Source organism: Kribbella sp. VKM Ac-2569, from assembly GCF_004216905.1.
Taxonomy (GTDB): domain Bacteria; phylum Actinomycetota; class Actinomycetes; order Propionibacteriales; family Kribbellaceae; genus Kribbella.
Map to the genome: position 1 here is coordinate 1 of NZ_SGXJ01000009.1, position 16,274 is coordinate 16,274.

The 16,274-nt window shown below is 66.5% G+C and carries 8 protein-coding genes; 6 read left to right on the forward strand and 2 right to left on the reverse strand.

Annotated elements, in window-relative coordinates; all coding sequences use genetic code 11:
- On the reverse strand, positions 1-7,378 hold a 7,378-nt coding region (locus EV649_RS39170), incomplete at its 3' end, for a DNRLRE domain-containing protein (RefSeq protein WP_130388803.1).
- 358 nt (positions 7,379-7,736) lie between these two features.
- On the opposite strand from EV649_RS39170, the gene EV649_RS39175 reads away from it, so the two are divergent.
- From EV649_RS39175 to EV649_RS39200, 6 genes are all read left to right on the forward strand, one after another.
- Entirely contained in the window at positions 7,737-10,004 is a 2,268-nt protein-coding gene (locus EV649_RS39175; RefSeq protein WP_130388804.1) for a N,N-dimethylformamidase beta subunit family domain-containing protein, read from the forward strand.
- A 145-nt stretch (positions 10,005-10,149) separates the two neighbouring features.
- Positions 10,150-11,700, forward strand: coding sequence for an ABC transporter substrate-binding protein (locus EV649_RS39180; RefSeq protein WP_130388805.1), 1,551 nt, complete (start codon positions 10,150-10,152; stop codon positions 11,698-11,700).
- Positions 11,697-12,635 (forward strand): ABC transporter permease, encoded by a 939-nt coding sequence (locus EV649_RS39185; protein ID WP_241999241.1) that lies wholly within the window; start codon positions 11,697-11,699, stop codon positions 12,633-12,635. Before EV649_RS39180 ends, EV649_RS39185 begins: the two co-directional genes overlap by 4 nt.
- Positions 12,632-13,414, forward strand: a complete 783-nt coding sequence (locus EV649_RS39190; protein WP_130388806.1) for an ABC transporter permease subunit — start codon at positions 12,632-12,634, stop codon at positions 13,412-13,414. Before EV649_RS39185 ends, EV649_RS39190 begins: the two co-directional genes overlap by 4 nt.
- Positions 13,411-14,901: an ABC transporter ATP-binding protein gene (locus tag EV649_RS39195; protein WP_130388807.1), complete on the forward strand. Its 1,491-nt coding sequence runs from the start codon at positions 13,411-13,413 to the stop codon at positions 14,899-14,901. Before EV649_RS39190 ends, EV649_RS39195 begins: the two co-directional genes overlap by 4 nt.
- Positions 14,885-15,439 carry a GNAT family N-acetyltransferase gene (locus EV649_RS39200; protein WP_198682944.1) on the forward strand — a complete coding sequence of 185 codons (555 nt, stop codon included), beginning with the start codon at positions 14,885-14,887 and terminating at the stop codon, positions 15,437-15,439. The genes EV649_RS39195 and EV649_RS39200 overlap by 17 nt, the downstream gene beginning before the upstream one ends.
- On the opposite strand, the gene EV649_RS39205 is transcribed toward EV649_RS39200, so the two are convergent.
- Positions 15,432-16,160: an endonuclease/exonuclease/phosphatase family protein gene (locus tag EV649_RS39205; RefSeq protein ID WP_241999266.1), complete on the reverse strand. Its 729-nt coding sequence runs from the start codon at positions 16,158-16,160 to the stop codon at positions 15,432-15,434. The genes EV649_RS39200 and EV649_RS39205 overlap by 8 nt on opposite strands.
- Positions 16,161-16,274: the final 114 nt, after the last annotated feature.

Genomic DNA, 16,274 nt, shown 5'->3' on the forward strand with positions numbered 1-16,274 from the left:
CGTTGGCGCCGACCTTTTCGGACTGATTCGTGACGCGGTCGAACGCGTCGTAGGTCTGGTTGCGGGTGAACGTTGGGGCGCCGGCGGTGTCGAACTTCTGCTGCCGGACCAGGCGGTCGTAGCCGTCGTAGGCGTTCTGCTCCACCACCTGCGCACCAACATCCGACGTCGTCGAACGGCCGAACGGGTCGTAGCGCTGATTCAGCGTCGTCGTGCCAGTGACCGTCTTGGTCAGGCGGTTACGGTCATAGGTCATCGTCGACGTCGTCGCGCCGATGACCTGCTTGATGGTGTTGCCGGCCGCGTCGTACTCGTAGGACTCGTTATCGCCCTTCTCGACACCGCTCTTGACGACCGCCTCCAACTGACGCGCCGGGGTATAGGAGTAGTTCGACGCCTGATCCAGATACTCCGAACTGTTCGCCTTCAGGACCTTCTCGACGTCCTGCGAACGGTCGCCATCGGGGGTGTAGCGCAGTGCATGCGACGAGATCAGCTGCTGGCCGTGCTTCTCGGTCTGGATCCGGGGCCTGCCGTCCTCGTGATACGTGAACGTCGTCAGGTTGCCGTTCGGCTTGGTGATGGTGGAACGTAGACCGCGCCCGTCATAGGTATAGCTCCAAGTGTCCAACGGGCCCGCGGGTGTGGCGCCGGCCTTGACAGTGTCGACGAGGTTGCGGACATCCCAGGTGTAGCCGGTGTAGCGGCCAACCGCAGGGCTGCCGGTGCCGGGGTCTGCCGGGCGTTGCGCGTTGGTGGACAAGACGTTGGAGTCGAGGTCGTAGGTGTAGTCGGTCGTCGCCTTGTTCGTGCCAGCCTTGAGCTCCTGCACCTGGGTGGTGCGGGCCAGACCGTCGGTCGTGATCTTGAACGTGTCGGTCGCGGCGTTCGGGTTGTTGTCCTTGACCTCGGTCTGCTGACCGTTCAGGTCATAGCTGTAGGTGAACGACCGGGACTCAACCGGGCTGGTCGAGACCAGCTTGATCGCATCCGCACTCACCACACCAGTCGCGGACGGCTTCAAGGTGATGGTCTTCGCCACACCGTTCGGGAACGAATAGTTGCCCAGGTTCACCCACGGGGTGGCTGCCGTGCACGCCTTCTGGTCGACCGTCTTCGTAGCGGCACCCGTCGAGTGGTTGATCGTGTACGTCGCTGCAGTGGTGGCGCCGGTGGCGACGGGGCAGGAGGCGTAGACGTCGAACGAACCCGCAACATCCGGCAGCACCCGCCAGTTGAACGTGTCGCTGGCTTCCGGCGTACCAACGGCCGCTGCAGCGTGCGTCCGGTAGTTGGCACCCTGAGTGTTGGTGCCACCAGCAACCGTGTTCCACGTGCCCGTTGAGCTGGTCTGCCAGATGTCGGCGTTGTCGATGATGTCGACCGGCTGTTGGGCGGCGGTGTCGGAGCGGGATTGCATGGCACCGTCGGGGTAGTAGCCCCAGGCCTGGGTCCGCTTCGCGTCGTCACCCGGCACCGTCAGCGTCCGGTCGGTCTGCTGACCCAATGCGTTGTAGCCGTACGTCGCGGTGATCTGCCACGGATCCGTCGACGTCTTGATGTCACCAGAACCGAAGTAGGTGAAGTTCGTCCACTGCGACCCAGAGCTGCCGAACGTCGGCTCGGACTGCGCCTTGATCTCGCCGGTCGGGAAATACTGGATGAACGTGCTCGACGGCGTCTTGTACAAGGTCGTCGCCGTGTCGAACGCGGACTTGTTCTGCACCGGCCGGTTGTTCTTGTCATACACCGTCTCGGAATACCGGCCACTGGGCCGGGTCTGACGAGTCACGTTCCCGGCCTGGTCATAGGCCAGTCTCGTGACCCGATCCTCCTGATGCCCACCAATCGGGGTATGCGGGACATGGATCGCGACCGGCTGACCGGCCCCGTCATAGTCGGTCTTCTTCGTGTTCCCAGCCTGGTTGATCTCCGCCGTGACCAGACCGTCCGCGTCGTACACCGTCTTGCTCGTATACCCGGCCGCGTCGGTGACCGCGGTCGGCCGGTGGTTCAGGTCATAGACCGTCTTCGACGTGTAGTCCGTCGCAGGCGACGCGTTCCGCAGCGGATCCATCACCGTCACCTGGTTACCGACCAGGTCGTACTCGAACGTCGTCGTCGGCGTCTTCGTCGACCCGCCGTCAACGAACGGAGTCTCGACCTTCAGCACCTGACCAATCCGGTCATAGCTGTACCTCGCGACGAAATCGTTCGGATCCGTCGAGGTCGCGACACCCTTCGGCGCGGTCTCGGTGACCTTGCGGCCCAGCACGTCGTACGTGTAGGCGAGCTGCCGGCCGGTGGTGTTGTTGTCCGGCAGCGTCTTGGTCAACAAGTTGTCCGCAGCATCGAACGTCGACACCGACTGCGCACCGTTCGGCGCGGTCTCCTTCGTGACGTTGTCGTTCAGGTCGTAGTCGGTCGCCGTGGTCCGCACCACCGCCCCGTCGAAGGGCTTGGTGATCTTCGTCGGCCGGCCGAACGCGTCGTACTCCGCCGTCGTCAACCGCAACAACGCGTCCTTCACCTGCAGCACGTTGCCGCGGTCGTCGTAGGTGAAGTCGGTCTTCGCCAGTTCGGGATCGGTGATCGACAGCGGGTAGCCGCTGGCGTGGTAGTTCGAGTCCGCGCCGTACTGCGTCGCGTTGCCCCGAGCGTCGTTGACCGTCGCCAGGGTCCCGTTCGAGTTGTAGGCGTACGTCGGCCCGAAGCCGAGGCCGTTCTTGACGGTCTTGATATTGCCGTTCGCGTCATAGGTGAACGTGCCGGTCCGGCCGGCAGCGCTCTTCTTCGACAACAACACCGTCGGCTTCGCGCCGGTCGTCAGCGTCTGGTAGGTCAGCACCACACCGGGCAGACCGTTCTTGACCGCCATCGCATCCTTCACGACGAGCGGGTATCCAGTCTTCGGGTCGTATTCCCAGGTCGACACCGCGTCGTTCGGCTCCTGCAGCCGGATGACGTTGTGGTCGCTGTCCCAGGCCAGCAGGGTGGCCTTCGTGCCGCCCGTGGCGTTCTGGTTCGCGTCCAGGATGCTGGTGGTGCGGCCGTAGCCGTCCATCCGGTACGTCGTGACCGACGGCGTGGAGCCGTTGACGTCGGTGACCGTGGCGACGATGTCCTTCGCCGATGACCCGTCCGGGTCGGCGTAGGAGAACGTCGTGTTGTTATTTCGGCGGTCCGTGTAGTTCTTCGGCCACAGCGCGTACGTCGAGTTCTCCGTCGAGGTGTAGTACTGCACCTTGGTCTCCGCAGTGAGCGGGTCCTTGACCGAGATCAGCTTCGTGTTGCCGTTGTTCGAGGTGTCGGTGTAGCCGAACTGGAACGCCTTCACCGGCGCACCCGCCCCGAAGGTCGCCGTGGCCGGGTCGAACGCGCCACCGTCCTCGAGCTTGGTCAACTGGTGCGAGCTGTTGTAGTTGAACTTCAGCGCACGCCCCGAGAGATCCCGGATCCACACCAGCCCAGCAGTGTTGTAGCCGAGCGTCAGGACCTGTCGGTTGCGAGCATCGGTGACCGTCGTCAGGCGACCGTTGCCGTCGTAGCTGAAGGACATCGTGTTGCCGTTCCGGTCCACGACCGACGTCTGCAGACCGGTGTCCTGATTGAAGTAGAACCGGGTGCCGTCCGGGCGGCTGAACACCCACTGATGCGCGGCGTCCGCAGTGAGATCCCTCGTCAGGTCCAGGCCGACACCAGCCGGCCGGGTATAGGTCAGCAGGTTCGCCGTCTCGGTGGCGAGCTTGTAGGTGTGCGTCGTGCCGTCACCGTCGACGAACGTCATCAGGTTGTTCGTACTACCGCCGCTCGGCACCGACAGCCGGCTACCCAGCCGGGTCAGCGTCGCCGGCTGCACCGAGAACCCGAACCCCGCTCCCGGGTCGGTACCGTCCATCGAGTTGTACGCCAGCCGGACGAACGCCGACGGCCCGATGGACGGGTTCGACAACGCGTCGTACGACCAGACCGCGTTGCCGCTGTACAGGTTCGTCAGGAACTGCGAGCCGCCGCCGGTCTCCTCGCCGGTGTACGACAGGAACTTCTCCAGCCCCAACTGATTGGAGGTCGGGTCCTCGACGTAGCGATCCACACACAGATAGCCCGTTGTGACGACCACGCAGCCCTGGGACGGGTGCGTCGTGTTGGACGACGGCGGGACGGTCTTGGAGAACCAGTCCGAGCCGGTCCACAGATCCAGGTAGATGTCGTAGGCGAGACGCTTGGTGCCGGTGTCGGAGTTGATCGGCGTGCGAATCGGCAGGTTCAGCCTGACCGACTCGCCCGGCGCCAGCGCTTTGCCGAGTGGCACGAAGTTGCGGTCCCCCGACACGGTGATGTCGGTCGCGCTGCCCGGCTCGGTCCACCGGTAGGACAGCTGCAGACCGGCCGGCCACGTCTGGTTGGTCGTGTTCGTCACCGTCACCGGCGTCGTGATCGTCGTGCCCGGAACGAACCGCTCCGGCATCTCGTCGGCCTGGTAGGTCTCGGCGTCGTTCTTGGCCAGGTGTTCGATCCACAGGCGTGGCCGGAACAGCGTGTCCGGGGACTCGCCGTTCGTGATGCTGAACAGCTGCTGCTGCACGGTCTCGTCGTGCGTCTTCAGCAACAAGCCGTGATTGTTGCCGGGGTTGTCCACCCACGACTGGATCTTCGGCAGCAGCACACTGCCTTGCGCCGACGACGTGAACGTCAATCGCTTCGGGTTGTTGTCCGAGGTCAGGCTGGTCAGCACCGTCGGGTCGTAGTCACCGCCCGCGCCGGTCCAGTTGATCGTCGACGACGCCTGGTTCCAGGTCGCCTCGGTCTCGACGAAGTCGCGCGTCAGCCCGTGCAGGTCAAGCGTGGCGCTGCCGGCGCCGGAGCCGTAGTTCGAGAACAGCTCCACCCGCGCGTCGGTGACCTTCGTGCCCTGCTTGATCGCCGACGTGTCGAACTCGAACACCCCGCGCTCGACGCCGTACGTCGGGTGGTTGTTGCCCACCTGCACCCAGTACCGCGTGTTCCCGGTACCGCCATCCGGACGCGACACGTTCTCCGTCGCCTTCGTCTTGCTCAACGTGGTGTCGGAGATGTCACCGCCGAACGACTGCATGATCCGGCCTTCGCGCGGCATCGTCACCGTCTGCACGTTCGACGCGGCCTTGCCGTTCGACGTACCGTCGCCCACCGTCCGCGCCACAACCCAGTAGCTGTACGTCGCAGGCTCAGTTGCAGTCGACGGCTTCGCAGTCGCGTCGGTGAACGACGTGACGTCCGGTGCGACGGTGCCGACCAGCTCAAGGGCGCCGGGGGACGTGGTCGAGAAGTAGTCACCGACCGGCGTGGGGCAGGTGTTCCCCGGCAGCGCTCGGCAACCCCGGAAGATCTGGTACTCGACCAGGTCGTCGTCGTCGGCCGGCGTCGGGTCGATGTACTTGTTCCAGGTGAGCTCCGCACCGGATGCGTTGATCGTCGTCGGCGGGTTCAGCGTGACGCCGGGCTCGTCGTAGGTGATGACCAGATTCGGCCGGGCTGCAGTCTCCCCGCCGTACGTCCCCTCGCTCGCGCTGTAGTACAGACCGCCGGCCGGCGCCGTCGCCGGTGCCTCGTCGACCGCCTTCAGCATCACACCGAAGTTCGATGCCGGACTGTTCACCCACGACTGCACATAGCTGCCCAGCCCGTACGAGTGCCACCCGTCCCGATCGCCTGCCTGCTTCGTCGCCGTCGAGTACTTCGTCCACGACATCGCGTCCGCGACCGGGATGGTGGCCACCCCGGACTGGTCGCGAGTGATCTTGACCTGCGTCGTGTTGCCTGGACGCGAATGAATGGTGCCCAGGGTGTACCACTGCGCGCCCCCCGCGACACCGGCCGTCTGATCCCAGGTCGTGGACTGCGTCGTCACCTGGCCGTCGGGCGTCGCTCCAACAAGTGTTGTCGGCAACTTTCCGCGCACCGACGACTGGAAGTAGAACCCCCGTACCTGATAATCACCCTCGCTCGGTACCCGGGCATTCCATGTGAACGTGTCCGGCGTAGTTGCTGTCGGCGCGTAGGAGAACGACCCGTTCACCGCGCTCGCATTGCTCTGGTACTTCCACGGCCCTTCGTACGTCGCCGACAACGTGTCCTGGTCGTCGACCGTCACCGTATTGGTTGCATACGTCCCGTTCCACGCCGCGCTCATCGACGCCCACGTCGCCGTGGCCTCGGACCAGTCCGACGTGACCTTGACCGCCGCGAACGGCAGCTTCACGTCCGCACCGAAGCCCGCCCCGTAGTGCATGTTCAGATCTGCCGACCGGATCGTCGTTGTGGTCGGGATCATCGAGGTGTCGAACTTCAGCAGGCCGCGCCAGGTGTTGTGGCTCGCGTCGTCGCCTACCAGCACCGTCGGGTTCGTGCCGTAGTTGGTGCCTGAGTTCGCCTCGGAGATCGAGGTGTCCTGGGCGGCCGTCGGGTCGGGTACGACGACGATCGTCGGGTCGATGACGATCGGGAAGACCCGCTCCTTCGCCGCGAGCCACGCCTGATCCGGCTTCAGCGTCAGCAGCGTCTTGCCACCCTGCTGAGTCACGGTCTGGGTGATCTTGTCCGAGTACCCCGGCTGACCCAGCTGGTTCGCCGCCGAGGAGTCGTACATGTTCGGGGCCGGGATCACGTACTTCGGCCGCTCGTCGTCGTTCTTCTTGAAGAACCCGATCGAACCGTCCGGCTGCGCCTTCGCGGTCAACCCGCTGGTGTGCAACTCGAACGCGTACTCACCCGCCACGTCAGCAGCAGCCGTCAGTACAACGGTCTCCTTCACGCCCGTGCGCGACACGTAGTACCGCACGTCCGCCGTGCCGAACACGTCCGGGAACGCGACCGACGAGTCCTTCACCACAGGCGTCAACGCCCGTTTGTCACCCGCCGCACCGAGACCGATCGACTCCCCGTCCGCCTCGAAGGTCAGCAAACGATCGCTCGATTTACCGAACCGCGTCCGGAACGAGTTCTTCGCGTTCTCGAACGAGTCCTCACCGGTGCCGGCGGTCACCCTGGTGTCGACGTTCTGCCACTTGCCCTTGGAATCCTTGTAATGCACCGGCTCCGTCGACAACTCGACCTGCGTCGTACCGTCGCTCATGCGGTACGAAGTCGACGACGCCGTACGCCGCTCCTCGAGCTCCCGCACCCGCGCCGGCTTCCCGGTCGCGGCCGCGACCGTCGACGCGTTCTTCACCCGCGCGGGCAACGGCGCCGCCAACGGACCAGCGGCCGCACGTGCCGCCTGCGGTACGGCGACCTGCGCCACCTCCTGCGGATGCGCAAGCGCGGTGGCGGGCACTCCCAGAGACGCCGGGAGGGACAGAACGAGGGCATACGTCAGCAACCTGCGGGTGCGGCGCATCGACACTCCAAGATCGGGCGGATCCGGCGCACCCCGAGTGACACCGGCGAAGAAAGTCAGGAGAGTTTTATCCTTCGAACACGCGCCGGCGCAAGCCCGTTGCAGCTTGTTGCAAAATTAGGAAACCCTTAGCAACAAGGGGAAACGGCGACTCGTTGGTGGGCCCTACATGACCGGTGAGTAGCGTGTATGGTCCCGGCTTGTGAAACCGCCCGGTGACCTGCTCTCAGCGACCGGCCGATCACCCAAAGTTGTGATCTAGGCCAATTCATCACTGATCGGCAACATTTTCACCGCGCCGGCGGTTGATCTCGTACTCTCCCTTCGGGGATTCATTGGAACGACCTGGGGGGAACCCATGTTTCGGAGGCTTCTTGCCTCAGCTGCCGCATTGGCTCTTGCGGCCGCGGCGATCGTGTTCATCGACCGGGCGGCCGACGCGGCCGCGGCCGGCGTCAGCATTACCGCGACGCAGGCGTCGAACGGCACGACCACGCTGACGTACCGCGCGACCGTCCTCAAGGCGGGCTCGATCCGCGAGATCACGATGGCGATCCCGGCCGGGACGACCGGCCGGGTCACGTCGATCAACGGCACAGTCAGCTCGGTCACGAGCACCGTGCTGCGCTGGCGACCCGCGCGCGTCACGAACGTTGCCGTCGGCGCGCGACTCGCGATCCCGCTGTACGGCCTGAAGCTGCCCGCGGGCGGCCCGTGGACGTTGGGATTCAAGTCGATCGGCACGGCGGGCCAGGTGATCACGTCCGGCGCCGGCGTACTGCAGCCGTTGAAGACCTACACGGCCGCCGTCGCGATCAAGGCGACGAACCCGATTCCCGCCCAGACAACGAATCTGACGTACCAGGCCACGATCACCAAAGCGGGCACCCTCGGCGCCGTACGCATGCAGTTGCCGACCGGCGCCACCGGCACGTACAGCACCATCAACGGCACGCTCTTCGTCAGCGGCGGCTACGCGACCTGGAAACCGAAGTCACCGCTCAACGTCGCAATCGGCGCACGCCTGGCGATCCCGGTGAACGGCGTACAGCTCTCCCGGTACGGCGGAACGATGAGCCTCACCGTCTCCGCAACCAACGCCACCGGCACCGTCCTGAGCAGCGGCGCCGGAAGCATCGCGTTCATCGCACCGCCCGCCGAGATGCCGGTCGTCGCGGCCGCGGGTTTCGTCGCACCTCCTGCCGGATGCCCCGACACCTGGCCGGCAACAACCACCGAGAACGCGAAGTCGGGCACCGGCGACTGGGTCATCCCGACCAGCATGAACGGCACTCTCGCCGCCTACCTGACGCAGGTCTCGGCCAGCTGCGGCGACTCCGTCGACCTCAAGGTCACCTCCGGCAACCCGGTCAGCGTCGTCGCCTACCGGATGGGGTACTACGCCGGACTCGGCGCGCGAGAGATCTGGCGGCAGGACGACGTACCGACAGTGCTTCAGGAGGCACCGACGACCGGCGGCGCGACGGCCGACGGCAAACCGCTGCGGATGACGTCGGCGGCGGCCTGGTCCAAGACGCTCAGCATCCCCGTGGACAAGGACTGGATCCCGGGAACATACCTGATCAAGATCAGCGACGGCACCTCCGCGACGTACGCACCGCTGACGGTCCGCGACGACACCGGCACCAAGCACGACCTGATGATCCAGCAAGCGACCGCGACCTGGCAGGCATACAACAGCTACGGCGGATCGGGCTTCTACACCGGCGGAGTCGACGGCGGCTCCGGTCGGCTGACGTTCGACCGGCCGTACAACGAAGGCCAGGGCTCCGGTCAGTACCTCACACTCGAACAGGGACTGGTGTTCTGGGCCGAGTCGAAGGGACTCGACGTCACGTACTGGACCGACAACGACCTCGACCAGTACGGCGGTCAACTGCCCACACGAGCGAAGACGCTCTTCCTGCCCGGACACGACGAGTACTACTCGCTGCGGATGCGAGCCGCGCTCAGCCAGGCGATCGCCCGCGGTGTCAATGTCGCCAACCTCGGCGCGAACACTGCGTACCGCCTGATCACCTTCACCGACGAGACGCGTCGGTCGTGGGATATCGACCGGTACACCGACGGCTACAACTCCACGACGTGGCGCTACCAGGGTGACGCCTACGCCTCGCAGCCGCTGCTCGGCGCCGACTACATCTGCCCGGTGATGGGCAACACGCTGACAACCGGCAGCGGATGGATCTTCGATGGTGTTCCCAACGGTACGGCGCTGCCCGGGTTCATCGCCGGCGAGGTCGACTACGTCTGGCCCGATCTCTACAAGCAGCCGGGCCAGACAACGCTCGTCAGCGGCAACGGAACGTGCCGCTCGAACGGCCGCGCCGCGCCCATGCACGTCACGGCGTACACCGCCCCGTCGGGCGCTCGCGTCCTGAACGGTTCGACTTTCGCCTACGGCTGCTTCCTCGTCGGCCGCTGTCCGTCGAACTGGACGGTCCCCTCCCCCGACGCGGCCTCGCAGAAGGCAGTCGCCACGATCGTCGCCAACATCAGCGAGTGGGTCTCCCGCGGCACCATCGCCGTACCGGCCGAAACCACAGCCGCGAAGATCCGCGTCGCCGTACCGAAACACCCACTGCAAACCAACACCCAACCCTGAGCGACCAGCTCACCGAACCGGCCGAGACCCCGACAGGGTCTCGGCCGGTTGCTTTTGGGACCCGGACTCCGGCAGTTGGTCAGATGATATGAAAACCATTATCATTTTCGATTGTCTGCTGGTGTCGTGAGGAGTGAGGTCCTAGATGTCCCCGTCAAGTCGGTCGTTGAGTCGTCGTGCGTTGCTCGGGTTCGCCTCGGCGGGGGCGGCGGCTGCGGTGCTGCCCGGGTGTGCTGACGGCAGCGGTACGTCGCCGGTTGGCGGGCAGCCGCGGTCCGGGGGCCGGCTGCGGGCGGTGTTCTCCGGTGGCGGCGCGGCCGAGGTGCTCGATCCGCATCAGACCAACCTGTACGTCGAGATCGCGCGGGCCAAGGCGTTGTTCGACAAGCTCGCGGACTACGGCTCCGACATGTCGCCACAACCCCGGCTCGCCCAGGGCTGGGAGCCGAGCGCCGACCTGCGGACCTGGCGGATCACGTTGCGCGAGGCAAGCTTCCACGACGGTCGTCCGGTACGGCCCGCGGATGTGCTGGCGAGCTTCGCGCGGATCGTCGAGCCGGGATCCACCCGGCGCGCGAAGTCGGCCCTGTCGGTGATCGATCTGGCGAACAGCCGCGCGATCGGCGACCGTACGATCGAGTTCCGGCTCAAGCGCCCGTACGGCGAATTCCCGAACGCACTCGCCACACTCGGGACGTATATCGTGCCGGCAGGCACACCGGACCCGGCCAAGCCCATCGGGTCGGGCCCGTTCCGGTTCCGGTCGTTCGAGCCCGGCCGCAGTTTCGTTGCCGAGCGCAACCCTGACTACTGGGACGGGGCGCCGTACGTCGAGGAGCTGCACCTCGTGATCAGCAATGACGAGGCGGCGCGCGTGAACGCCCTGCTAGGCAAGCAGGTCGAGTACGCACACGACCTCACGCCGACCAGTGCCCGCACGCACGAGAAGACCGTTCAGATCCATCGACTTCCGCTGAGCAACTTCCACGGGCTCGCGATGAAGATCGATCGTCCGCCTTTCAACCGGCCCGAGCTACGGCAGGCGCTGTTCCACCTGGTCGACCGCGACGAGTTGATCCGGTCCGTGCTGCACGGGTCGGGTGAGGTCGGCAACGATCTCTACGGCAAGAACTACCGCTACTACGCCGATGGCCTGGGGCAGCGCAGCCAGGATCCCGAGCGCGCCAAGGCGCTGGTGAAGCAGGCCGGCGCCGACGGTCTCACGATCGATTTCGACACCTCCGACGCCTCGACCGGCCTGAAGGAGGCCGCACTGGCGATCAGCGACCAGGCGCGCGCCATCGGACTCCACCTGAACGTCAAGCTCGGCAACAAGGACACCTACTGGGCCGACATCGCGAAGAACGGCGTACTGGCCAGCTACCGGTCGGGCGCGATGCCGCTCGAGTCGCACATCTCGCAGCGACTGCTGACAAGCTCCACGACGAACAACACGCAATGGCGGCGGCCGGAGTTCGACAAGCTGTACTACGACTCCCAGTCGACCACCGACGAGAAGCGGCGCGCCGACCTCTACCTGCGGATGCAGGAGCAGCTGTTCAACGAGGGCGGCTTCCTCTGGTGGGGCGTTTCGGACTGGATCGTCGCGTCGGCGCCGACCGTGCAAGGCGTCGACGCCAACGCCCCCGCGAACACGCTGAACTGGGCGCGCTTCGACAAGGTCTGGATCGCGTGACACGGTACGTCGTCCATCGCTTGCTGCTCGGTATCGTCCAGGTCCTCGTGGTGATGACGGGGATGTTCTTCCTGACCGAGGCGCTGCCCGGCGACGCCGCGGTGACGATCGCCGGGGACAATCCGGACCCGGCGATCATCGCAGCGCTTCGGGAACGCCTCGGCCTGAACGAGTCGGCGTGGCATCGGCTCGGCGACTGGCTGGCCGCGGCGCTGCACGGCGACTTCGGTCACTCGTTGATCGGTCCCCGCTCGGTGGCGGACATCGTGGCGGCCGCAGCCGCGCCGACGGTCCTGCTGGCCGGCTTGACGGTGGTACTGCTCATTCCGTTGTCGCTGGGGCTCGGTCTGCTCGCCGCGCACAGGGAGGGCAGTCGTTGGGACCGCCTGATCACCGGGAGCACGGTCGGGCTGTACTCAGCTCCCGAGTTCGCGATGGGAATCCTCGTGGTCACGGTCTTCGCGGTGCAGCTCGGCTGGTTCCCACCAACAGCCGTCGGTACGTCGCTCGCCGGCAACCCGGCCGTTCTCGTACTGCCGGTCTTCGTGCTCCTGCTGCGCCCGATCTGCTCGCTGAGCCGGTTGGTGCGGGCCGGGATGATCGACGCGCAGCGGTCGGACTACGTCCGGCACGCAAGGAGGATCGGACTGTCGCCGGTCCGCATCCGGCTGCTACACGCGTTGCCCAACGCGCTCGCGCCATCGGTCCAGCAACTGGCCCGCACGGTCGACTGGCTGGTCGGTGGGGTGATCGTCGTCGAGGCGATCTTCGTCGTCCCCGGCCTGGGAACCACCCTGGCCGAGGCGGTCGCGGCGCGCGACCTTCCGGTGGTCCAGGGGCTGGCCGTCCTGCTGGCAACCACCACTGTCGTGGTCAACCTCCTGGCCGACCTCGCGGCCCGTACGCTCGCGCCCGCGGCGGAGGGCGTCCGATGAAGACAGCGCGCGGTTACCTCCTGCCTGCGACCTTGTTCGCCGTACCACTCCTCCTTGCCTTGGTCGGCCCGTTCTTCGCCTCCGGCGACACGACCAAGGACGTGCCGTTCGGCGCCAACGGCCGCTTCGGAACCGACTTCGTGGGGCGCGACGTGTGGAACGAGGTGTTGCTGGGCGGACGGTCCCTGATCCTCGTCGCCGTCGCCGCCACGATCTGCACGTACATCGTCGCCGTACCGCTCGGACTGGTCGCCGGAATGACGCGAAGCCGCGCCCTGGACGAGCTGCTGATGCGGCCGCTCGATCTGTTGCTCGCGGTCCCGTCGATGCTGATGCTCCTGCTGCTCGTGTCGATCGCGCCGCAGTCCGTCTGGGTCCTCGTCGCGGTCGTTGCCCTCATCAACCTTCCGGACGTGATCCGGATCAGCCGGGCCGCCGCGCTGGCGCTGTCCGCGCGACCGGCCGTCGAAGCGATGCGGCTCCAAGGCGAGAGCCGGATCGGCATCGGCCTCGGGTACGTCGCCCGGTCGATGCGCCGGACCCTCGCGGCCGACATCGGCACGCGCTTCACCGGCGCGACCTACCTGATCGCCTCGGCCAGCTTCCTCGGCGTCGGCATCTCGCCACAGGCGAGCGACTGGGCCGCGATGGTCGACCGCAACCGCGGCGGCCTCTTCGTCCAGCCGTGGGCCGTCGTCGTACCGGCGTTGCTGCTCGTGATGATGGCGGTCGGCGCGAACCTCATCTTCGACCGCTTGCTCCGGGACGAGGCCCGATGAACGTCGTCGAAGTACGCGACCTCAGCGTGCGGATCGCCGAACGCGAGATCGTGTCCGGCCTCTCGTTCACCCTCGCGGCCGGCAGCATCACCGCCCTGGTCGGAGAATCCGGCAGCGGCAAGACCACCACCGCTCTGGCCCTGCTCGGCGAGCGGCCGGCCACCGGGCATCTGCAGATCGCGGGATCGATCGGCTACCTGCCGCAACAGCCGTCCGGAGCGTTGAACCCGGTACGACGGATCGGCGCCGTGCTGAAGGAGATCGCACGACTGCACGCACCACGTGCGCAGGTTCGGCAGCGGATCCTGGATGCGTTGCAACAAGCTCAGCTTCCCGACGGCGAGCAGCTGCTGCGCAGGTATCCGCACCAGCTTTCCGGCGGGCAACAGCAGCGCGTTGTCCTCGCCCATGAGCTGATCGGCCGCCCCGCGCTTCTCATCGCCGACGAACCCAGCACCGGCCAGGACGCCGTGATCCGCGCCGGCCTGATCGACGAGCTGCGCGCCGTCGCCCAGCAAGGCATCGCGATCCTCGTCCTCACCCACGATCTGCACCTGGTACGCCGCCTCGCGCACCACGTGCTGGTCATGAACAGCGGCCGCATCGTCGAGGCCGGTCCGCCGGCAGAGGTCCTCTCTGCACCGCAGCACCCCTACACCCGGCGGCTGGTCGACGCCCAACGATTGAGCGCACTCCCCTCGTCGCCGCCGTCCGGCGCAGTTGTTCTCAAGGTGGACGACCTGGTCGCGGGCCATCGACGTACCGAGACACTGCACAAGGTCTCGCTGACCGTCGATGCCGGTGACACGCTCGCGATTGTCGGCCGCTCCGGCAGCGGCAAGACCACGCTGGCGCGATGCATAGCCGGCCTTCATCCCTATCGAAGCGGCGAGCTCCTCCTCGGCGACGCGCGGCTGTCGCCCCTGCTGCGAAGACGGACCCGCGAACAACTGGCCCGGATCCAATACGTCCACCAGGACACCCGGGCCTCGTTCAACGAGTTCACGCCCGTACTCGACCAGGTAGCCCGGACCGCCGAGCGGCTGCGCGGCCTGGATCGTGCCGAAGCGCGGCAACGCGCTGTCGACGGCCTCAGCCGCCTCGGCATTCCCGAGTCAACGGCAACCCGCTTGCCCGCTGCGATGTCCGGTGGTGAATTGCAGCGCGCGGCGCTCGTTCGTGCTCTCCTGGCCGAACCGGACCTGCTGATCTGCGACGAGATCACGTCCGGCCTCGACACCGTCGTACAGGCAGAGCTCATCGAAGTACTGCGCACCCTGCAGGAGTCGACTCGTTGCGCGCTCCTGATCATCACGCACGACTTGTCGGTTGTCGCGTCTCTCGCCGGCCGGGTCGCCGTACTGGACTCCGGCCGGATCGTCGAACACGGCACCACCGCCGGCCTGCTGGCCGAGCCACAGCATCCGGTCACCCGCGCGTTGGTGACCGCCTCAGGTCTGGAGGAAACCCTTGACCCCATCGCCTGAACGACGCCTTGGAGAGTACGTCGTACGCACCGCACGGCGGACCGACATCGACGGCGCGCGATCGGTCATGCTCGACACCTTCTACCACGTGTTCGGGCACGGGTACATCCCCCGCTGGCACGCCGATGTCATCGACCCCGGTACGGCGTACTTCGACGATCCCCGGCAGCGGCTGTTCGTCGCCGTACTCGACGAGGAGGTCGTCGGAACCGCCGCCATACGTGCCGACGGCCCCAACAGCCCGCCGCACCCGCCCTGGATCGCCGAGCGGTACCCCTCCGGCACCACCGCCCAGCTCTTCCGCGTCTACGTCCGCCCCAGCCACCGCCGCCACGGTCTCGCCCGCGCCCTCGTCGACCTCGCCTGCCGTTTCGTTGCCGACACCCCCGGTTACGACACGATCTACCTGCACACCAACGCGGCAGTCGAAGGCGCCGAACCCTTCTGGCGCAGCCTCGCCAACGAAATCCACGACGGCCGCACCGACCCCCGCCACAGCCCGGCCGTCCACTTCACAATCCCCATCCCCATCAGGTGACGGGTACGTCGGTGACGACGGCGTAGTGGTCCGACGGCGGACGGCCGTGGTCCTCGTCGAATCCGGTCAGGCGGGAGTCCGTCGGGACCAGACCGTCGTTGGCCAGGATGTAGTCGATCCGATGGTCCTCGAGCCATTCGCCGTTCCCCAGGTAGGGATTGCGGGAGCTGTAGGTGACGCCGTCGTACACCTGTTGTTGCCAGCAGTCGTCGAGCACGTCGAGCAGAGGCTCGAGCTCCGGGCGGTCGGGTGGCGCGTTCAAGTCACCGGCCACCACCACGTCGTCACCGCGGGCCCTGAGCTCGGACACGAGCGACGCCAGCGAACTCGCCTGCGCGAAGCGTTCCCGCTGATGGTCCTCTTCCCAGTCCAGGCAGCTGGTGATGAAGTGCAGACTGTCCTCGCCCAGCCGGATCTCCGCCCGGAGCGCGACGGTGCCGGTCGACAAGGTGTGCTGCTCGACCGCCCGCAACGGAAAGCGGCTCAGAATGCCCAGCCCGAGCCGTACGCCGGGATCCGGGTCACGCGGCATCCGCGACGGCGCGAACACCGACGACATCCCCAACTCGAACCCGAACAGATCCGTCTGGGACTGTCCGTCGCCTCGCCAGGTTTCCTGCAGGGCAAGGAAATCGGGTCGTTGCGCCCGCACCGTTTCGGCGATCGCCCGCTGGCGCCGGAGCCAGTGGTCGCCGAACCGTCCCCACACGTTCCACGTCATGAACCTCACTGCTGTTTCACCTTCCTCGTATCGCGCCGTACCGGTACCCGCAACGACCCGAGGACACGCCGGTGAATCTGCTGATCCGGATGGGTTACCCGTCCGCCGATGGGG